Source organism: Pseudoalteromonas sp. McH1-7, from assembly GCF_013366255.1.
Classification (GTDB): Bacteria; Pseudomonadota; Gammaproteobacteria; order Enterobacterales; family Alteromonadaceae; genus Pseudoalteromonas; species Pseudoalteromonas peptidolytica.
In genome coordinates this window covers 168204-190454 of record NZ_JABWPQ010000005.1, presented here as the reverse complement: position 1 = coordinate 190454, position 22251 = coordinate 168204, and the positions used below count along the sequence as shown (strand labels likewise).

General features: G+C 41.6%; 15 protein-coding genes. 12 read left to right on the top strand and 3 right to left on the bottom strand.

What is annotated here, in order from left to right; all coding sequences use genetic code 11:
- Positions 1-318: 318 nt before the first annotated feature.
- From HUZ36_RS05640 to HUZ36_RS05590, 11 genes are all read left to right on the top strand, one after another.
- On the top strand, positions 319-2208 hold the full coding sequence (locus tag HUZ36_RS05640) for a methyl-accepting chemotaxis protein (RefSeq protein ID WP_128731556.1): 1890 nt from the start codon (positions 319-321) through the stop codon (positions 2206-2208).
- Positions 2209-2457: 249 nt separating this feature from the next.
- The gene (locus HUZ36_RS05635; RefSeq protein WP_125252894.1) at positions 2458-3207 is read left to right on the top strand and encodes a DUF3450 domain-containing protein; all 750 of its coding nucleotides are present in this window, start codon (positions 2458-2460) and stop codon (positions 3205-3207) included.
- A gap of 14 nt (positions 3208-3221) precedes the next feature.
- Positions 3222-4589 (top strand): MotA/TolQ/ExbB proton channel family protein, encoded by a 1368-nt coding sequence (locus HUZ36_RS05630; protein WP_176032300.1) that lies wholly within the window; start codon positions 3222-3224, stop codon positions 4587-4589.
- A gap of 2 nt (positions 4590-4591) precedes the next feature.
- Entirely contained in the window at positions 4592-5119 is a 528-nt protein-coding gene (locus tag HUZ36_RS05625) for a MotA/TolQ/ExbB proton channel family protein (RefSeq protein ID WP_125252896.1), read from the top strand.
- A 22-nt stretch (positions 5120-5141) separates the two neighbouring features.
- Positions 5142-5552: an ExbD/TolR family protein gene (locus tag HUZ36_RS05620; RefSeq protein WP_010378708.1), complete on the top strand. Its 411-nt coding sequence runs from the start codon at positions 5142-5144 to the stop codon at positions 5550-5552.
- Between the two features lie 9 nt (positions 5553-5561).
- Positions 5562-6167: an energy transducer TonB gene (locus HUZ36_RS05615; protein WP_125252897.1), complete on the top strand. Its 606-nt coding sequence runs from the start codon at positions 5562-5564 to the stop codon at positions 6165-6167.
- A 21-nt stretch (positions 6168-6188) separates the two neighbouring features.
- Positions 6189-7499 carry a tetratricopeptide repeat protein gene (locus tag HUZ36_RS05610; protein WP_176032299.1) on the top strand — a complete coding sequence of 437 codons (1311 nt, stop codon included), beginning with the start codon at positions 6189-6191 and terminating at the stop codon, positions 7497-7499.
- A 190-nt stretch (positions 7500-7689) separates the two neighbouring features.
- Entirely contained in the window at positions 7690-9348 is a 1659-nt protein-coding gene (locus HUZ36_RS05605; RefSeq protein WP_176032298.1) for a hypothetical protein, read from the top strand.
- Between the two features lie 77 nt (positions 9349-9425).
- Positions 9426-12113, top strand: a complete 2688-nt coding sequence (locus tag HUZ36_RS05600) for a TonB-dependent receptor domain-containing protein (protein ID WP_125252900.1) — start codon at positions 9426-9428, stop codon at positions 12111-12113.
- 448 nt (positions 12114-12561) lie between these two features.
- A complete protein-coding gene (gene asd, locus HUZ36_RS05595) occupies positions 12562-13677 on the top strand; it encodes an aspartate-semialdehyde dehydrogenase (RefSeq protein WP_147389544.1) in 1116 nt (371 codons plus the stop codon).
- A gap of 306 nt (positions 13678-13983) precedes the next feature.
- Positions 13984-15972: a methyl-accepting chemotaxis protein gene (locus HUZ36_RS05590; protein ID WP_176032297.1), complete on the top strand. Its 1989-nt coding sequence runs from the start codon at positions 13984-13986 to the stop codon at positions 15970-15972.
- A gap of 22 nt (positions 15973-15994) precedes the next feature.
- Here HUZ36_RS05590 and HUZ36_RS05585 read toward each other — a convergent pair whose 3' ends face one another.
- The 3 genes from HUZ36_RS05585 to HUZ36_RS05575 form a co-directional block, all read right to left on the bottom strand.
- Entirely contained in the window at positions 15995-16495 is a 501-nt protein-coding gene (locus tag HUZ36_RS05585) for a DUF4240 domain-containing protein (RefSeq protein WP_125252903.1), read from the bottom strand.
- 111 nt (positions 16496-16606) lie between these two features.
- Positions 16607-17104, bottom strand: coding sequence for an acetolactate synthase small subunit (gene ilvN / locus HUZ36_RS05580; RefSeq protein WP_125252904.1), 498 nt, complete (start codon positions 17102-17104; stop codon positions 16607-16609).
- Complete coding sequence (locus tag HUZ36_RS05575; RefSeq protein WP_176032296.1) at positions 17104-18825, bottom strand: acetolactate synthase 3 large subunit; 1722 nt, start codon at positions 18823-18825, stop codon at positions 17104-17106. Before HUZ36_RS05575 ends, ilvN begins: the two co-directional genes overlap by 1 nt.
- Positions 18826-19193: 368 nt before the next feature.
- On the opposite strand from HUZ36_RS05575, the gene HUZ36_RS05570 reads away from it, so the two are divergent.
- Entirely contained in the window at positions 19194-22175 is a 2982-nt protein-coding gene (locus tag HUZ36_RS05570) for an immune inhibitor A domain-containing protein (RefSeq protein ID WP_176032295.1), read from the top strand.
- Positions 22176-22251: the final 76 nt, after the last annotated feature.

Below are 22251 nucleotides of genomic sequence, written 5' to 3'. Positions count from 1 at the left end.
TAAACTTAGCGAATTTACTGCCGATAAACAAAGACAAGTCTTAGGATTTTTGATAAAAATGGTGCTATCGGAATTAATACCAATTTGCTTAATTAAGTGGTCTATTTTGAGGCGAGAAAATCTTGTCGATAACTAGGCAAAAATTTTGCTATTTAGTTGTTCTAAATGAGAAATTTTTAACGCTGTTAGCGTCAGATTTACTCCTTCAAATTGAGCAAGTATTAAGTCAAATTGGTATAACTTTCCAATACCATAATAAACAACTAATTAGCTGCGCATACGCCTAATTACTAAAAGAACAAGTTCAACAGGATCATCATGTTTAAAGCGCTAAAGTTCACCACCAAAGTAACCGTAGCAGCCTCTCTTGTACTCGTAATTGTACTTGGCTTGTTTACTATCAACAATTTTTTGGCCATGCGAGATCAAACGCAAACTCGACTCACTCTGGTTTTGCAAGAGATCTCCAGTTCTGTTTCGCAGAATATCGCTAATTGGCTCAATAACAGGCTTGAAATCGTGGTGTCCATCGCCCAAGGGCATAAAGCTGATGACTCAATAGAACAAATAAGAAGAAGATTAAAAACTGCTGATGTCGCTGGGAACTTTAAAAACGTGTTTATCGGAACACCTGATGGTACGTTTGTGTTGGACGATCCAAGCATTCAACTTCCCGCTGATTTTGATGCCACCAGCCGCCCTTGGTATAAGCTCGCAGAACAAAAACAAGACACCGCTTTTACTGCCCCGTATGTTGATGTAACAACAAATGAATTTACGATTTCAGCCGTGGTACCGGTTAAATTTCAAGGCCGCTTTGCTGGAGTCGCTGGCGGTGACATTGACATGTCAACTATCACAAAAATTATCAATGAAATTGACTTTTTAGGATTTGGCTACGGCTTTCTACTTGATAAAAGCGGAAAGATACTTAGTCACCCCAATGCCGAGCTGAATGACAAGCCGATGTCCGACTTGTTCGGCCAGAATTTACCGCTGAGTAGGGAGTTTACGGAGCTTGAAATAGACGGTACAGAAAAGATAGTGTCATTTGTAAAGATGAATGGCATTAAAAACGTTGACTGGTACCTTGGTGTTGTTATCAACAAAGAAATTGCTTATTCATCAGTGTCCTCTTTTAGAAATATGGCAGCTATCTATATGCTACTTGGTGTAATTGCTATTGTTGTGATGCTACAACTATTGCTCAAGTACCTTATGCGCCCTATGTATAACCTAAACGCTGCCATCAAAGATATCGCTCAAGGTGAAGGCGACCTTACCCGCAGGTTGGTGATAGAAAATCAAGATGAGTTTGGCGAGCTATCTGATTATTTCAACCAATTTATTGATAAGATCCATGCTTCAATCACACAAGTTAAAAATACGACTGTGACACTTGAGAATGTAGTAAATAGTCTGGTAGCACAAACACAAGACACGTTATCTATGTATACTGATCAATCTAAACGAACTGACAGTGTTGCTACAGCAATAAACCAGCTTTCTTCAAGCGCACAAGAGATCTCAAGCAGCGCCACTCACGCATCTGAGCTTGCGAGTAATGCCAACAAGCTCTCCGTTGAAAGCCAACATTCGCTTACTGAAAATATCGAAGAAATAGCCGCACTGACGCAAAAAATGTCACAAGCCCAAGAAACCTTAGATGGGTTAGACAAGCTATCAGGTAGCATAGGTCAAGTACTAGAAGTCATAAAAGGCGTAAGTGAGCAAACGAATTTACTTGCTCTTAATGCCGCTATTGAAGCTGCTAGGGCTGGAGAAGCAGGGCGTGGTTTTGCTGTAGTTGCTGATGAAGTAAGACAATTAGCGCAGCGTACCCAAGAATCAACACAAGAAATTGAAAGCACCATCGCGCAGTTACAACAGGGCTCATCATCCGCAGTTGCAGTAATGAAAGCAAGCCTCGAAGACTCCGCTCGAAGTGCCGAAAGGGCGAACGCTTCTGGTACGAAAATGCAAGAAGTAAGCAACTCGATTGATGCTATTGATGGTGTCAATCATGCGGTTGCTAGCGCGACCAATGAACAAAATACCGTGATCCAATCACTTGATAGTGATATTCATCACATAAGCGACTTAAGTATTCAAGGTAGTAACAACCTCACCGCAACACTCGACGAGTGTAAATCATTGAAAGCACAGTTTGATGAATTAGAACAAATGGTGCTCAAATTTAAGGTTTAAACAAGTTTACCCTAAGATGAAAAGCCGCTTAACATAAGCGGCTTTTTTATGATGTTTTTATTACAAATATAGCTATAAACATTCCATTAACAACACAAAGAATACAAAAATCAGTAACTTATATCTAAAGCGTCGAAATCATGACAGCTGTAATAATTATGTATTAGTTGCGCAACATGGTTGTCATTTTCACTATTTAGACTGCCCCCAGTTTTTAAGTAACTAGCAATAATTTATAAGGTGTATGCGATGAAGTGCGTTAACCACTTGCTTATAGCAGGTATGCTAGCGACGGCCTCTGCCGGCGCAACAGAATTAGACCAAGCCATGAATAAAAGCATGGCAATTAATGGATCCGCATTAAAGTCACAGGAAAAGATCGATAATATTGCAGATGACATGCAATCTCGACTGCAAAAATTTAAAACTCTGAACAAAGAGATTGATGGCTTATCTGTTTATAACGCTCAGTTAGAAAAACAAATAACAAACCAACTTGAAGAAATGTCAGCGATTAATACGTCGATGGATCAAGTTTCGGTGATTGAGCGCCAGATTACGCCATTAATGATGCGCATGATCACAGGCTTGCAACAGTTCGTCGAATTAGACGTACCATTCCTTCCCAAAGAGCGTGCTGAACGTATCACTCAACTTAATAACCTGATGGATCGTGCAGATATTTCATCTAGTGAAAAGTTTCGTCGCGTATTAGAAGCTTATCAAGTTGAAGTCGATTACGGCCGAACAATCGAAGCATATACCGCACTATTAGACGTGAATGGACAGGAGCGTGAGGTAGAGTTTCTGAGAATTGGTCGACTTGAACTACTTTACGTCACTAAAGATGGTAGCCAAGCTGGTTTCTGGAACAAAGACAGCCAAGCTTTTGAAACACTTCCAGATACCAACATTAGCCAAATTAATAAAGGCATTCGCATCGCACGCAAACAATTAGCACCAGACATGCTAACGCTTCCAGTTCAAGCTGCTGAGTAATAGGTGAGGCTATCATGAAATTCCTACAACAATTCACTAAACACGCTATTTTCGCAACAACACTTGCGTTGACCGCATCTGCGCATGCTGAGCAGGCATTAGATTTGGATTCACTGCTAAAAACCTTAGAGCAGGGTCAAACGGCACAAACAGCGCAAAACAAGCAACGTGAAGCTGACTTCAAAGCGCAGCAAAACAACCAGATCCAAATGTTGAACACATTAACTGCAGAGCGCAACCAAGCGCTCGCAAAATCAGAGCGTCTAGAAACTAATTTTGAAGAAAACGAGATTAAACTGGCGAATTTAAGTGACACCCTTAGTAAGCGTATGGGAACGCTAAAAGAGCTATTTGGTGTACTTCAGCAAGTTGCTGGTGATAGTTCAAATAAGTTCGCAACATCTGTGGTATCAGCGGAAATTAAAGGTCGTGATGACTACATGACTGAGCTTGCTAAAAAAATGGGTTCAACGTCGCGCCTTGCATCAATCGAAGACATAGAAAAAGTCTGGTTTGAAATGCAACGAGAAATGACTGAACAAGGTAAAGTATCGCGCTTTAATACCGAAGTGATTGTAGCCGGTGGTGCAAAACAGAATAAAGAAGTACTTCGTGTTGGTGCGTTTAACTTAATCGCTGACGGGGAATACCTAACTTACAACAATGATACACAAACCATTTCAGAACTGACTCGTCAGCCAGCGTCTCGTTTCACCTCAACAGCGGGTGAATTACAAGATGCGAAGACCGGTTCTGTCGATTTTGCCCTTGACCCAACAGGCGGTTCAATTCTCGGTCTACTAGTACAAGCGCCAAATACCGAAGAACAAGTACACCAAGGTGGCGCGGTAGGTTACGTTATTTTAGGTGTTGGTTTGTTAGCACTTCTTATTGCAATTGAACGTTTTATATCCCTAATGTTAATGGGCTCAAAAATCAATCGTCAACTTAAAGATAGCGTTGCCCGTGACGACAACCCGTTAGGACGCGTGATGAAAGTAAAAGAACAATACCCAGATGTTGCTTATGACACGCTAGAGCTAAAGCTTAGCGAAGCAATCCTTCGTGAAATGCCAAAGATCACACGTAACCTGACATTAATCAAAATTATTTCCGTCGTCGCGCCGCTACTTGGTCTACTAGGTACAGTGACAGGTATGATTAACACCTTCCAAGCAATTACCCTGTTTGGCACGGGCGACCCTAAACTCATGGCTGGTGGTATTTCTCAGGCACTCGTGACCACCGTACTTGGTCTGGTTGTCGCTATCCCAACGGTATTCCTTTATACCTTATTAAACACTCGTTCTCGTAACTTGCTGCTTATTCTGCAAGAGCAAAGTGCAGGGATCATTGCTGAGCGTAGTGAGAAAGGAGCGTAATCGTGGTTGTATTGCTTGATGCAATTAACGCTTTACGTGAATTCCTTGACACGGGTGGCCAGGTTCTCCTGGTCATCGGCTTCGTAACCTTCGCTATGTGGCTACTTATTCTAGAACGCTTTATGTTTGTGTTCGGAAAATACAGAAGCTACAAAAACGACGTCCTACAAGCTTGGAACTCTCGCGATGAGCGTAACAGTTGGAACGCAGAGCAGATAAGGCAGGCCACTATCTCTCGCGTAGGGATCAAACTCAATGCCAACTTACCTTACATTAATGTCATGGTTGCGCTTTGTCCGTTATTAGGACTTCTTGGTACGGTAACCGGCATGATTGAAGTGTTTGATGTGATGGCAATTACAGGCTCAGGGAGCGCGCGCTCGATGGCATCTGGGGTATCAAAAGCGACTATCCCAACAATGGCGGGCATGGTTGGCGCACTTTCAGGTGTATTTGCATCCACCTATTTACAACGTAAAGCCAAACGTGAAGTTGAATTGTTAGAAGACAAACTGCTACTAGACCATTAGTTGGCAGTGTGAGGAAAGAATTATGAGAGCACCACTTGCAAAAGTATTCCAAGAAGAAGAAGCAGAAGAAATCAATATGACACCTATGCTGGACGTTGTATTTATCATGCTTATCTTCTTCATTGTTACAGCTTCTTTCGTCAAAGAAGCGGGTATTGATGTTAACCGCCCAGAAGCGGCTACCGCAGTGAAAAAGCAAAGAGCCAATATCCTAGTTGCAATTTCAGATACTGGTGAAATTTGGATTAACAAACGCCAAGTAGATATCCGCGCAGTTCAAGCAAACATTGAGCGTCTTAAAGCGGAAAATCCGCAGGGGAGTGTAGTTATTCAAGCTGATAAAAAGGCAACTACTGACACGCTAATTAAAGTAATGGATGCATCACGCGCAGCTGGCGCATTTGATGTTTCAATTGCGGCACAGGAGTCATAGGAATATACCATGCGTTACTTAATTGCTTTAGTAATTGCGGGCATAGTTACCTTCTTTCTCTTCTTGGGTATGCAAGCGCTTATCCAAGGAGGGGAAGGCGCAATGACTGATCCTGTAAAAGGACAAGTGTTAGACTTTGTTCGCCTTAAAAAAGAAGAAACTGTCGAGAAGAAAGAGCGCAAACCACAAAAGCCGCCAACGCCAAAAGAGCCTCCACCACCAATGGAAGCACCACAAACACAGAGTAACAATCTGGATACCAACGCAGGAAGCTTTGACTTTACTGCTAACGTCGATGCTGACGTAGATTTGGCAGGTGGTTTGGCGCTTGAGTCCAGTGATGGTGAATATCTGCCAATCGTGAAAGTTGCGCCGGTATATCCAAGACGTGCGTTATCACGCGGAATTGAGGGGTATGTGATTGTTGAGTTCATTGTAACTAAACAAGGCACTGTGAGAAACCCTGTTGTAGTAAGCGCTGAACCGGAATCAATCTTCGACCAAGCAGCGCTTGATGCGGCATTGAAATTTAAATACAAACCTCGCGTAGTTAACGGTGAACCGGTTGAAGTTGCGGGTGTTCAAAATAAGATTTCATTTCAAATTAATGGCTAACCGTCATTAAGGATTGCGATTATGAAAATGTTTAAAAAAATTACTTTATTAAGTGCATTATTTAGCACAGGGTTAATAATGCCAAGTCTCATTTCAGTCTTACCAAATGTTAATTTGGCAACGGCTTATGCAGACTCAGAAACGAAAACCAAGCGAGTGCCTGCATTACGCGAAAAAGTGTATAGCCAACTAGCTCGTGCGCAAAAACTCGCAGACGACGGTCAAGTAACTGAAGGCTTAGCAGCTCTTGATTCAGTCAAAGAGCGTGCATCCAGTATGAATAGTTATGAAGTTGCTATGATGCACAACTTTTATGGTTTTATTTACTACAACGAAAATCAGCTTGATAAAGCGATTGAGTCATTCCAAGCAGTCATTAAGCAAGAAGCTATTCCTGAGTCATTACGCCTTTCGACCACATTTAGTTTGGCTCAATTGGCAATGGCCAACAATGACTTCAATCTGACTCTAAGGTTTCTTGACGAGTGGAGCGCAGCAACACCTCAAGCCCCTAAAAGCAACTTTTATATTTTAAAAGCACAAGCGCAATATCAGCTAAAAATGTATAATGATGCAATTAAAAATATTAACTCGGCTATTAATATTGTTGAGTCAGAAGGTGATTTACCAAAAGAGAACTGGCTAGTTTTACAACGTGCTATTTATTATTCACTTGGACAGTCTAAAAACGTTGTTAAGGTGCTAGAAAAAATGGTTAACCTTTATGACAAACCTCAATATTGGATCCAATTGGGTGGAATGTATGGGGAAGTAGGTGCAGATAAAAAGCAGCTAGCTACATTTGAAACTGCGAAGCAACGAGGTTTCATTAAATCAAAATCTGACTATATGCAGCTTGCACAGGTATATTTAATGAACTCACTGCCTTATAAAGCCGCTGAAATATTAGATCAAGGAATAAAAGCAAAGGTTGTTGAGGATAATGCCAAAAATCTTACCTTTATCGCCGAAGCATTCGTACAAGCTAGGGAAGATAAAAAATCGCTTCCATATTTTATTGCTGCCACTGAGAAAGTTGAACATGGCAATTTAGATCAACGGCTTGCTGAGATCTATCTGAACCTTGAAAAATACGAAGAAGCGGCTGATTACGCACGTACGGCACTAAATAAGGGCGAGCTAAACTTTGAATCAAATGCTTACGTTGCACTTGGTATGGCACAATTTAATCTGCAAAATTTTGACGCATCCATATTAGCATTTGAACAAGCTGAAAAGCATAAGAAATCGGCAAATCTGGCCAAGCAATGGATTAAATATGTTAAAAAAGAAAAAGTTAATGCCGAGACATTAAAACAAGCATTGTTATGATATTTTTATAATCGCAACACCAAAGCCGCCTTCGGGCGGTTTTTTTATTTATAAAGTTCCATTTTTATTTATGAAGATTTAATTACAACCACTTGGTGTAATCTTCATGTAATAAAACACCATTAATTTAGTCACATCATTTAAAAACAGTAAAAAATAATTTTTTAAAGTCTACTACTTGGAGTTAGCAATGGAACTAAAAAACCTCTTCAGATTCTCTGCAATCGTCGCTGCTATGGCATTAACTGGTTGTGGTGGTGACATCGAAGTTACGCCTACGGTAAACGATAACAGCGTTAATAATTCAAATAACACCAGCAACAATGGCGGCGAAACACCTCCTCCGGTAGCAGAAAACCCATGTACAACACGTACTGTGGGCAGTACTGAAGTTCAAGGTCAATTCCAAGCACCTCACTGTGTATACGGTACCGACTTCGCATCTAAATCGTTAGAAATAGAATCTGATATTTCATTTGCAAAACTTGAAAATGGTGGTGCACATGTATTTAAAGGTGCACTACTAATTGGTAAAGATTGTAATACCGCAACAAGCTGTACTATTTCAGAAACTGGCCCAACACTTGAAATAAAGCCGGGCGCGGTAATGGCATTCACATCAGGTGAATCTGTCGTGCGTATTGCTCGTGGTGCAAAAATTAACGCCGTTGGCACAGCCGCGGATCCTATTCGCTTTACTTCAGCCGCTGAATTTGAAGCGTTTGACCTGGCAGGAATTGGTCCACAGTTCGCTGACTGGGGTGGGATCATGGTAAATGGTTTTGGTATTACTAACGAATGTACAGATGCAGAGCGCAACGCTAATTTATGTAACGCTGACTCTGAAGGTGTAACCAGCTACTACGGTGGTAACAATAATGCAGATAGTAGTGGTCAAATCAAATATGCCCACATTTGGTATGCAGGTTCAGGCCCTCGTGATGGTGGCCCTGGAGACGACTTGAACTCGCTAACGCTAAACGCTGTAGGCTCAGGTTCTAGCTTTGAATTTTTGCATATCCACCAAGGCTTTGACGATGGTATCGAATTCTTCGGTGGTGCAGCGAGCATCAAAAATATCGTCGTAACTGATACGCAAGACGACGCGGTAGACGTAGACGCTGGTTGGCAAGGTAAAGGTCAGTTTATCTTAGTGAAGCACGGTACTATCGAAACTAAACGTGATGTTACTTATGCTGATGACGACGGTAATCCAGTACTTCTACCAGCTGGTACGGTAGGTTTCATGGGTAACAACGGCTTTGAAACTGACGGTGAGAAGGCATCAGGTGCCGATTATAGCCAGGCACCAGCCTCAACACTAAACTTTGCAAATGTCACTGTAATTACTACAGATGGTAACTCTATTCGAGATGATGACGAGTCTCAAGGCATGAAGTTTGACGACGCTATCCGTGGTATGTATTACAACGCACTAATTGTTAAAGCAGAAGCATCGAACGGAACTGAATGTTTAGAGTTTAAAGATGGTGACGCAGCTGCAAATGCTGAAGCTGATACGCTAAATTATGACAGTTCAGTACTTGCTTGTGCAGCAAACTTCAAAAACGGCTCCGATCCACTTCCTGCAGGTGAAGGTAAGGAAGATTGGTTTGTAAATGGTGGTGTAAACCAAATTCTTAATGGTGCGCAAGATGTGTTGGCTGCTGATGGTTTCTCAACAAATTCGAGTTCAACAGCAATCACCGTTGATGCGAATAACCTAAGTGGATTAAATGACGCTTTCTTCACCACAGTTGATTACATCGGTGCAGTCTCAGATACAGACACTTCATCTGAATGGTATCAATGGGCTAAGAAAGCAATTGAGGCTTCAAACGCAGACTAATTATCAGTAATGACCTTAGTTATTACAATTAAGGCGCAGTCATTGCGCCTTTTTTATGATTTTTGGCAGGATTGCATATGGATACTCAAATGAAATTTAAAAAAGTTGCTTTAGCCATAAGTGCGGCAGTTACTGTTGCAACTTCTCTACCGAGTGTGGCGGAAGAAGAACAGGCAATTGAAGAAGTTGTTGCTGTAGGTACTCGTTTGCAAGGCAGTGCTGCAGCAGTAATCGAAGAGCGTAAAAACCAAGCGTTCGTTGCAGATATTTTAGGTGCAGAGCAGCTTTCTCGCACCGGCGACAGTGATGCGGCATCAGCACTTCGTCGTGTAACAGGTCTGACACTCGTTGACGGCAAATTTATTTATGTTCGTGGTCTAGGCGAACGTTATTCTAGTGCACGATTAAATGGTGCCGCTGTACCAAGCCCGGATCTAACTAGAAACGTTATTCCGTTGGATATATTTCCCGCTAGCATTATTGAAAGCCTAGCGGTGCAAAAAGCGTATTCACCTTCAATGCCAGCTGCATTTGGTGGCGGTAACATAGATATTCGTACCAAGTCGGTTCCGTCGGAGTTCACAGCTGGAATAGAATTGGGAATTGGACAAAATATTAATTCCGATAAGGGCTACACCTTTAGTGGAACCGCTGAGGGAATACCACAAGTACTGCAAGATGCTGTAGTAAGGTATCGTGGTAACTTTGACATCGGAGAAGTCGTAGACAAAAACGGCTTTAAGGATCAAGACGGACTCACTCGCGCAGACCAAGCAATAGACATCATAAAAGGCTTTGTTACGTCTCTTCCTCGCGATATTGAAGTGAAAAATGAGTCACTTGATCCCAACTTTGATGTAAAAGCAAACATTGGTAATAGCTTCCAAGAAGATTGGTTTGGTGGCACCGTAGGCTTTATGCTAGCCGGCTCTTACGATAATGACTGGAATTATAGCGACCGAACTACCGGTGTAATTGACGATAGCCTATCCGAAAACTGTACTTCAAAACTTGAAACCGCAGAAGATACTACAAACTCTTGTTATGTCACCCTCAAGGCGTCTGAAGTGACGACTGAGACTGAGCGTATGAATGGTGTACTTAATCTGGGTTATCGCCTCGATCAGCATAACATTTCATATTCTAAGATATATTTAGAAGATAATGAGCGTGAATCTGACCTCTCGGTTTTACAAAGCCCAAATGGTAGTACTGTAAGAACCATTGCAGGGACTGGTGCTGCGCAGCGCTCCCACCAGTTTAATTACGAAGAACGCACGTTAGACATTGATCAAGTGGTTGGCCAACACACCTTCTTGGACTACTGGGGACTAGGTGTAGACTGGCAATACACCGAATCAAAAGCACAGACAGATATTCCAACAGATATCGATTTTAAATTTATCGATAACTACAACGATGATGGAAGCTATAAAAATTCTATTGTAACTGGTGATGATAACCGCGTAACTTACGCGTTTACTGACATGGAAGACAATGTCAAATCGTACAGCGGAAACGTAACTTTACCATTAACCTTTGACGGTATAGAGATAACCCTTAAAGGTGGATATGACTTTATGGATCGTGCTCGTGTTTATAACACCAGCAATTTCGTTGTAAATAACAAAAGCGGGATTTCTATTCCGGTTAATTTTGACAGCTCAGAAATTAACTCGATTACTAGTTACCTAGATAGTGAGTTTATAGACAACAACACCTTCTTATTAACGTTTAACGAACCTCAAGCACCTGCTGCTGACGATTATATTGCAGCTCAAAAAATAGATGCAGGTTACGGCGAATTTGATATTTTCTTTGACAACACTTGGCGGATCAGTGGTGGTATTCGTTATGAAGACTTTAAGCAGGTGTCACTTGCGACATCAAGTTTAATCTTCGATAGAGTCACCATGGAAACCATTTACGACGAAGAGCGTATTCTGGCAGGAACAGTAAACGAAGATAATTTCTTTAATGCTTTATCACTTACTTACCTGTCGGATGGTAACTATCAGATACGTTTTGGTTATGGTGAGACTACCGTTCGTCCTGATTTACGTGAGCTTGTACCTGTTGCTTACTATGATCCATTAACTGACATCCGTACTTTTGGTGTTGCGGGTCTTAAAAGTAGTGATTTAAAGAACTATGATGCCCGTTTTGAATATTATATGGATAATGGCGACAACTTCTCTGTGGCGGCATTCTATAAAGATATTACCGCACCAATCGAGACCATCCTACGCGTCGGTGATGAAGATTACACCGCCACCTTCGTAAACGGTGAGGAAGGCGAAGTATATGGTATCGAAGCAGAGTGGCTATATGACTTATCAGGTGTCGCCAGTGGCTTTTTCACTTCAGGTAACATCACTTTAAGTGACTCAGAAGTATCCATTGATCCGGCGCGAGCAGGAAACTTGACCAACCCAACCAAACGTATGACTGGGCACTCAGAGTACGTAGTCAATATGCAGCTAAACTATGACTCTGCAGATGGCCAGCATAGTGGTTCATTGGTATACAATGTGTTTGGCGAGCGTATTTTGGCTTCAGGTATTGGTGGTCGTGATGATGCGTATGAGCAACCATTCCATTCACTAGACCTTGTTTACACTTGGTATCCCGACTTTAACTCAAAGGTTAAGTTTAAGGTGAAAAACCTATTGAACGAAGACCAAGAAGTCACTCAGTCTGATGTTGTCGTTCGACAAAAAGACGTTGGAACTTCAATTAGCTTGAGTTATAGCTACGAATTCTAGAAGAAAACTAAGCTTACCAATCTAGCCAAGGTTTTTCCTTGGCTTTTTTTGATCTTTATCAAGATTTCTAAATTTTTTCTATTCTTCATCGTTATTTCATAGACTTGATTCTGTAACTTTGTGTATAGTTGGTCTATATACTATAAATATATCCAAATACTTCAGTAAGTTACTATGCTGTTAATATAGTTGTAACAGATAATTAGTAAAATTACTTAAGCGCTTTAAAAACAAAACTATAACTTATTTTGTACCGAGTTCTCATTAACGCTGATGCGTTTAATTAGGACAACCTTTACATGTTGTATCCAAACCCCGCTTTGCGGGGTTTTTTATTCTTAAATATTCACCATTTGTAGCTAGTCCAACTTAAATTCTTTTGCTATGGTAGCCATCTAGACATACGACTCACGCAATAAACCGTATAAACATTATAAAGGCATATAACATGAAAAAAGTAGGACTCGTCGGCTGGCGTGGAATGGTTGGCTCCGTGCTTATGGAGCGTATGCAGCAAGAAAATGACTTCGACAACATAGAAGCGCACTTTTTTACTACCTCTCAAGCAGGTCAACTGGGACCAGTGGTCAATGGGGCTGGCGATCCAAAGCCCCTCAAAGATGCAAGTGATATAGACGCACTCGCGCAGATGGATGTAATCATCTCCTGTCAGGGAGGGGACTATACCAAATCAGTTTACTACACATTGCGTGAGCAAGGCTGGGATGGGTATTGGATAGATGCAGCGTCAGCGCTGAGAATGGAACAAGACAGTATCATTGTACTTGATCCAGTTAACAAAGATGTTATCCAACAGGGGTTAGAACAAGGTGTTAAAACCTTTGTTGGCGGTAACTGTACAGTGTCACTTATGCTATTAGCGTTAGGTGGACTGTTTGAGCAAGATCTCATTGAATGGGTAAGCCCGATGACCTACCAAGCTGCATCCGGAGCTGGCGCGAGGAACATGCGTGAATTAATCACGCAAATGGGAGAGATACACAGTAGCGTTAAGACACAGCTTGACGACCCAAGCTCTGCCATTTTGGAAATCGATAAGATTGTTGCGGATAAAATTAAAGACGACTCATTACCAAAAGATCAATTTGGAGTACCGCTTGCTGGTAGCTTAATTCCTTGGATAGACGTTCCAATGGAGTCTGGTCAAAGTAAGGAAGAGTGGAAGGCACAAGTTGAGGCAAACAAGATCCTGGGCTCATCTAAGCAACCAATTCCTATCGATGGCTTGTGCGTTCGGATAGGCGCGATGCGCTGTCACTCACAAGCACTGACGATTAAACTGCGAGAAAATCGCACCGTCGATGAAATTGAAGCTATCTTGGCTGAACATAATGAGTGGGTTAGGGTAATTCCTAACGAACGCGATATCACAGCCAAAGAACTGACACCTGTAAATGTTACCGGTACGCTAGATATTCCAATAGGAAGAATAAGAAAGCTAAGCATGGGTGAAAAATATATCAGCGCATTCACAGTAGGTGACCAATTGCTGTGGGGCGCAGCTGAGCCACTACGCAGAATGTTAAGAATAATTACCGGATAACGTTTTCGTCACTGAAAACGCTTTGACCAGATTATTACCCTTTGTCTTGATACTTACTCAACTTGAGTAAGTATCAAGACGCTAGTTACTGCCTGCACAACTTTTATATCGTTATCCGTCCCCACTTACTATTCTTAGTGATTATCCACAGCACAGCTTTAAACTGCATTCCTTACCTAAATCGAGCTCTGAAGCAATAATTCCTTTACGATGTTGGTCACAAAATGTCTCACCCTTGTAATGATGGTCTATAGTTACCCTGAATAAACAGTAATCTGCGCTCACAACACGGAGAAATGAAAGGGTATGTTAAACAGATTCTCAATTATGCAGCTCACCTTGATAAGCTCTGTATCTCTACTCAGTTTGCTTGTGCTTTTAGTCGGGAAAAATGTATTTAACAATTTTACTCAGTATGCCAGTGCCGAAAGAGATATTAAATATGTCACCCTTTTAGATGCTATGGAAAAGGTAGCTCATCAGCATGCCGTTGAGCGGGGCCTTAGCGCAGGTTACCTTGGTAATCCGAGCGCTCAAAATAAGAAAAAAGTTGATGAGCAACGGGTCATTGCTGACCAATCAATCGAGACACTAAAGTCGGTAAGTAACACATTGCTGAAAAATGACAAGAGTGTTCACAAATGGCTTCCATATATCTTCGAAGTAGAAAAGAACAAACGACAAATACGCTCGGAAATAGATCGTCAAAATGGAACAAATGCGTTTGACTACTACAGCAAATTGAATCAAGTAGCACTTAACACAGCTGGCCGGATCCAGTCTTATGTTTCGGATAGAACATTGTCTTCAGATTTATCCATTGCATTTTTGATTGCTCAAAGTAAAGAAAGGCTTGGGCAAATAAGAGGAAAAGTAAATGGTGTTTTAGCAAAAAAGGCGATGTCAAACACAGTTAAGGACGACATCGGCTATTTTCGTACGCAGTTAAAAGTGTCATTACATCAACTTGAAACGGCACTCGAAGGAACCCAGCTAGACAATATTCAAGATTTTTTAACAGATCCAGCTGCGATTGAGTTCAACAGAATACTAGATCAACTTGAAAATCAACAACCGCTTGATTTCCAAACTTTACCTTCCAGCGCTCAGTGGTTTAGCAGTGCAACACAGAGAATTACTCAGCTAAAAAGTAAATTAGACAACATATGGGCAGAAACGATTCACGATAGCCAACAAAATAAAGCTGATATTGCGTTTGATAGCATCATAATTTTCAGCCTGTTCATTGTTGTACTCACCGTCATTGCGCTCATTAATTTGCATTTAATCCGTTCACTTCGCTCAGAACTTTCGAAGTTAACCACAATACTTAAACGTGTTGCGGAAGAGGGCGATCTCACTTTGGACATGCGATTGAACACCCGAGATGAGTTAGGTCAGATTTCAGAGTCCATTTATAACACTATTTTTGCGTTCAAAGATCTTATGGTTGGATTGGCAAAGTCCGTTGAGGTTGGCACACATCTTGGGGAAAAAATGCACACAGCGGCATCGAATGTTAACGACGACGCGAAAAAAACGCAGGAAATGGCCTCTAGCATTGCTGTAGCGATTGAAGAGATGGCGACTACTAGCCAAGAGATTGCTAAGTTAGCTCAGGAAACACTCGATGCCAGCGACCAATTAAATAGTGAGTCTACGCAATTATTATCGGACAACCAAAAGAATTTAGAGACGATGCAAACTTTATCAAACAGCATGAATGATGTTGATGTAATGGCTGCAAGCATGGAAAAGCAAGTATCTGAAATTAATACCATTCTTGACTCTATTCGTAGTGTCGCGGAGCAAACCAATTTGCTTGCATTAAACGCCGCAATTGAAGCTGCTAGAGCTGGAGAACACGGAAGAGGATTTGCAGTGGTTGCAGATGAGGTTAGGGGGCTTGCTAACAACAGTAAGCAATCATCAGAGCAAATATCAACATTACTGATCAGCTTATCTGAAATTAGTCAAAACGTCGTAAAGTCAATTAGAGACAATACTCGCCTTACACAAAATACCATGACCGAAGTGGAAGAGACCCGACAAGTATCACTGCGAGTAAATGAGCACAGTTCTCATGTTGAAAAACTTACCATGTCCGTTGCAACAGCAGCATCACAGCAGTCTGAAGTGGCAAATGATATTTCGCAAAATACGGCAGCCGTGCTTGAAGCTGCTAATCATGAATTAGATACCTCAAGAGCATTAAACACACTCTTTAAAGACATGAAGCTCAATAGTGATACATTACAACGAACAATGGATGTATTTAAAATCGATAAAAATTAATCAAACACGGTTTCTTAGCTGTTTAACCGAGCCAATATCGGTTAAACAGCTGAGGAAGTTCAGCTTTAAGTAATTTGGGCTTATTCTTAAACTTTTTGCCCTGCGGGGGAAAGTTCACCACACTATGATAAGGCAGTTCTTCTTGGCTTTTCTCTTCATATAGTAGTCCAGCCACGAGATCTAACTCATCGATAAATGGGTAAGGTAAGTCATCCTTAGTTGCAATAGCAAATTTATTAGCAAGCTCATCAGGCTCTGTTATAAGAATACTTATCGCTTCAGACCCGCGACTAATGATCCAGTTACAAAAATCTAAAAAATCGTATTCGCTATTACAGCCAGCAATTACATAGGCAACTTTCCAATTATCCCAATGCCACAAAGCCCTGAGTTCTTTTGTATATATACCATCAAACTGCGCAAGTTCCTCGCAGCTAAGCGCTGATAAACGTGTTTTTAAATAGTCACAATCTTGTGTATTATTAGGGGCGGTAACTAGCTCCCAGAAGCGGTCAAGTTCCATGTGTTTCATCTAAAGCGTACAAAGCGGCGATTATAGCCAGTAACCTGCGCTGAGTAAACGAACGCAGGCGTCGAGTTTTCAAATACACCAGCCTACGTCACTTGAATATGGCTAGCCTTTTAGTGCCTTATCACCGCGACCAATACCAACGGCACCTGAACGTACCAATTCGATAATATCGCTTTCGTGGCGCAGTAAATCTAGGAAGGATTCAAGACGCTCAGCAGAGCTTACCATCTGCAATAAGTAACTCTGCTTGCCCATGTCTATAATACTGGCTTGAAAAACCTCAGCAACGCGGTTGATAGCAGCCCGAGTTACCTCATCTCTGGCGTATACTTTTACTAATAATAACTCTCTTTCGATATGCTGCATATCCGTTAGGTCAATCACCTTGAGCACATCCACCAGTTTATTAACTTGTTTTGTAATTTGCTCAACAATACGGTCATCACCTTGAGTAGTGATAGTAATACGTGACAACGTTTTATCTGCGGTGGTGCCTACAGTCAAGCTATCTATGTTGTATGCACGCTGAGAAAACAATCCCACAATACGAGAAAGCGCGCCAGGCTCGTTCTCTAATAAAATCGATAGTATTCTTCTCATTATGCTTTTACTCCTTTTTTTAACCACATCTCGTCTATTGCACCTTGCTTGATTTGCATCGGATATACATGCTCAGACTCATCGACCAAAATATCTAAAAATACGAGCCTATCTTTAATTGACATTGCTTTTTCTAGCGCAGAATCAAGCTGCTCAGGTGTGTCTACTCTAATGCCAATATGCCCATAACTCTCGGCGAGCGCGACAAAATCTGGAAGCGATTCCATATACGAGCTCGCATGACGCCCTTCATACATCATGTCTTGCCACTGACGCACCATGCCAAGCGAACGATTGTTGAGCGAAATGACTTTAACTGCCAGACCATACTGCAAGCAGGTAGATAGCTCTTGAATATTCATTTGGATGGAACCGTCTCCGGTCACGCACAACACTTCACTGTTCGGAAATGCCATTTTAACGCCCATTGCAGCAGGTAGTCCGAACCCCATTGTGCCCAAGCCCCCTGAGTTAATCCATTGCCGTGGTGCTTTAAAAGGATAGTACTGAGCTGCAAACATTTGGTGCTGACCTACATCAGAGCAAACATAAGCCTCTCCGTGCGTTAATTGATAAAGTTTTCCGATAACGGTTTGCGGTTTTATTTTGTCTACACCAGGAGTGAAAGCCAAACAATTTTGCGAGCGCCAGTTGGTGATACATTGCCACCAGTCTTCTTGAGCAGCTCTATCTATTCGTTTTTCGCATTTTTCAATACCCCTTAAAAGTTGATCCATAACTGTGTCCAAGCAGCCTACAACCGGTATATGTGCCACAATAGTCTTAGAAATAGACGTTGGATCAACATCAACATGGACAATCTTTGCATTGGGGCAGAATTTTTTGACGTTATTGGTTACTCTATCGTCAAATCGCGCACCAAGTGCCAAAATAACGTCTGCGTCCGCCATCGCTTTATTTGCTTCTAAATTACCGTGCATACCCAACATACCAATAAAATTTGGGTGTTCGCCGCTTATCCCGCCAAGACCCATTAACGTATTTGTGATTGGTGCATTGAGTTTTTCAACCAGCTCGGTCAGTTTTTCAGAAGTATTAGAAAGTATAATACCGCCACCAGAATATATAACTAGGCGTTTTGCTTCTATGATTGCTTCTACGGCTTTTCGGATCTGTTTGGAATGCCCCTTTACACTCGGATTATATGTGCGCATATCAATATCTTGAGGCATAACAAAATCAAAACTCAAAGCAGGATTCAAAATGTCCTTTGGAAGCTCAACAACTACTGGCCCGGGTCTTCCTGAACTTGCTAAATAGAATGCTTTTGCCAACACTTCTGGAATATCAATGGCATTCCGACAGTTGAAACTATGTTTAACGATAGGGCGTGAACAACCAACAATGTCTGTTTCCTGAAAAGCATCGTCGCCAATGAGATTTGATGGAACTTGCCCTGACAATACCACCATTGGGATTGAGTCCATATAAGCTGTGGCAATACCGGTAATGCAGTTTGTTGCCCCAGGACCACTGGTGGCTAACACTACGCCAACTTCACCTGTGGCTCTTGCATAGCCATCTGCCATATGTGTAGCAGCCTGCTCATGTCTCACTAGTATATGTTCAATTTCAGATTGCTGAAAAAGTGCATCGTAAAGATCCAATACTGAACCGCCAGGGTAACCAAATATGTATTTAACCTTTAATGCGCTCAACGCTTTAACTACCAACTCTGAGCCGTTATATTGCTCTGCCATTACCTCATTCCTCGTCGATTGTGCTGCCTGATACTAATTCTTTTAAACAAAAAAAGCCCCGCTGATTGCGGGGCTTGTATATTTCTTTCAACTAATAGCTCCCCGCTGAACTCTAAGAAGAGACCAGTACCACCACGAGAACGATTACTTGAAAAAAGTGTGTCATTGAATAAGCCTTAATTAATAAATTAACTTCAGCCTACACATGATTAGATATAAATTCTACCTTTCTACCTTTCAATTGTTGAAATATTACATTTCAATTTAAAATTTATCTTCATTTGAATTTTTTATTTATATGGCTCTTTCTCTGAACAAATTCGTACAACTGCTAAACTTAACACTCTAACTCGCTTTGGAGTATTGGAATGAATATTTTCAATTTAGGCATGCTGTGCGCAATGCTACTGGTATCCACAGCCGCACCTGCGCAAGTTTTGTATCGAGATCAAGTGATTTACTGGCAGGAAAAGAAACTTGGACGAGCACTTAGTGACTATGAGCGTGGCGTGGTTTTATCCGAGTACATCAAAGGTAAGCCTATCACTCAAGATATAAAGACTCCCTATGCTATAAAAAGTGCATTGGGAGGCATAAGCAAACTTAGCAAGCAATATAATACACCTGCGACGACACAGGTGCTCAATGAAGCTAAAGTGCTCGCTATTTTGGTTGACTTCCCTGACTTACCTTATAATCAAAACCGACTAAATCCGAACGACACAGACATGTACTACGCAAGTTACCCCGTGTCGCACTACCAAGGGCTTTTATATTCAAATAATGGCTACTCAGGCCCCAATGGTGAAGCTCTGCAATCTGCAACACAATACTATCAAGCGGTATCAGGAGGTAGCTTTAAGATAGTGGGTAATGCTTTTGGTTGGGTCAGCGCAGATCAGAATGCCGCCTATTATGGTAGGCAAGAGGGCAATACTCGCGATTTAAGACCCGAAGAACTTGTCTTTGAAGCTGTAACAAAAGCAGTATCTGAATTTAATATTGATTTATCTGAATACGACAAAACCGATCTCAATGATATTGATGGTGACGGCAACAGACTGGAACCTGACGGGGTAGTAGACCATGTGATGTTATTCCACTCAAGCATTGGTCAAGAAGCGGGCGGAGGGGTACTAGATGGTGATGCAATTTGGTCTCACCGCTTTTTCGTCTTCGATGAAAACAATCAACCTAAATCAATCCCTAACACAAGCTATAAGATTTATAACTACACAATCAATCCAATAGACGCAGCCATCGGTGTAGTTGTTCATGAGTTTGGTCATGATTTAGGATTACCAGACGAGTATGACTTAAACTCCAACGACATCGGCGAGCCTGTCGCACTATGGTCGGTCATGTCTTCAGGTAGCTACTTAGGGCAATTAAGTGGTTCACAGCCAACCCAGTTTTCCCCCAAAAGTTTGGAGTTTTTACAACAAAATTACGCAGGTAATTGGATTGCGCAATCAGAATATACACTTGATGATATAAATACTGAGCAAACAATCTCACTGACGGATATTGGTGTAAATGAAAGCACCACAAACCAAATTAAGATCACTTTACCTGCTGAGTTAGAGCCATTTATTGCACCACTTGATGGCAATTATCACTACTATTCAGGTCAAGGTGATAAGTTGAATAATAGTGCCAGCTTCGCCCTTACATTACCAAATGCGGCTGACATTTCGTTAACCATGTTGGCAGACTATAGCATTGAACTAAATTATGATGTTTTCCAAGTTACTATAAACGGACAACCAATCTCAGGTAACACGACCAAAGCAACACATCCAAATTATGCAGGGATCACTAATTACATGGATGGTGAATCATCTGCATTTGGGTCAAATCCCATCACCTTATCTTTCGATCTCTCGTCATATAAAGGCCAAACCGTCACTATTGGGTTATTATACCGGACTGACGCATTTGAAACCCTCAAAGGTGTATTGATAGACAACATCCAAATTATCGCGGACGGTGCACAGGTATACCTTAACACAGCAGAGTCAATAAACGAGCTGCAATACAGTGGCTTTCGAAAAATATCGAGATATAGAGCAACACAAAGTAACGCATACTACGCTCACCTGCGCTCATTTAGGGGAATTGATTCGGGACTTTCGTTGACCGGTTACAACTCTGGGGTATTGTTATGGTATAGCAATAATAACGAAAGCAACAACTCCACATCATTACATCCAGGCTCTGGTGATATGTTAGTGGTTGATCAGGATCAAAACCCAATATACAAAAGCGACGGTGCTTCACTTGCCACCAGTGTCATACAAGTTAAAGATGCAACGCTTAGGTTAGATGAACAAAAGCCTGGGCTTGGCGATCAAAATCTCGCAGCTATCAGCATATTTAATGATACTCAAGATTACTCGTTTACCCAACAGAAAGAGTCTGGTGTTGTTTTACCAGCATTTGGAGTTCAAGTACTGCTAAAATCGATATCAGAGGACGCCAGTAGCGCAGAAGTAAGTCTGGTTTATACTAACGACCCTCAAATAGCGCAAGCACAATCACAAAACACCGTAACTTTTAGTGTAAAAGGGCTTGCGCTAAATGAGTCAGACACTTTTAGTTGGAACTTTGGCGATGGCCAAACAAGTAATGCGCTCTCGCCAACCCATAGCTATCAAAATACCGGGAGCTACTCTGTTTTATTCACAAGAACAAAGATTGACGGTTCAAGCTCTTCATTAAATACAATCGCTAACGTTGGTAATGTCGTCGTATTACCACTTAGTATCAACCAAATTGCCGCTACAGCTAATGGAGAGAGGATCCTCTTTAATGCTGACATCAATGGCGGAAAGCCTCCTTATCAACTTCAATGGAATTTTGGAGATAATCAAACCGCAGCTGTAAATCCGATTGAACACAGCTTTGAGTTCAGTGGCAACTACACTGTCACACTCAATGTAACAGATGCCGATGGAGCCACTGTTAGTAGTACAAAAAGTGTAGATGTTATTGTGCCTTTACAAGTAGATGCAACAGCAACAATCTCTAATTTACAAGCTAACTTTAACGCTAGCGCTAGTGGGGGGGACGGCAACTACCAAGCACAGTGGCAATTTGGTGATGGTATGCAAGGCGTGGGGTTATCAACAACGCATAGTTATGACCAAGCAGGGACATATAGTGTGTTGTTAACGTTATCGGATGGTTTAGGCCAAAGCGTCAATGCAAACGTTGACGTCGTAGTCACAGCACCAATAACACAACCTGACACGATAGACAACACTAATGAAAGTTCATCTGGTGGTGCTATGGGATGGTTGCTCTTGCTAATTGCAATAGTAATGGGACTAAAAAGAAAGCAAAGTTAAGGTAGCATTATAGCTAACATAGATTATTGATAGGGAGATATTCTCCCTATCAATGGCAGCGCTTAAATAATCCGAA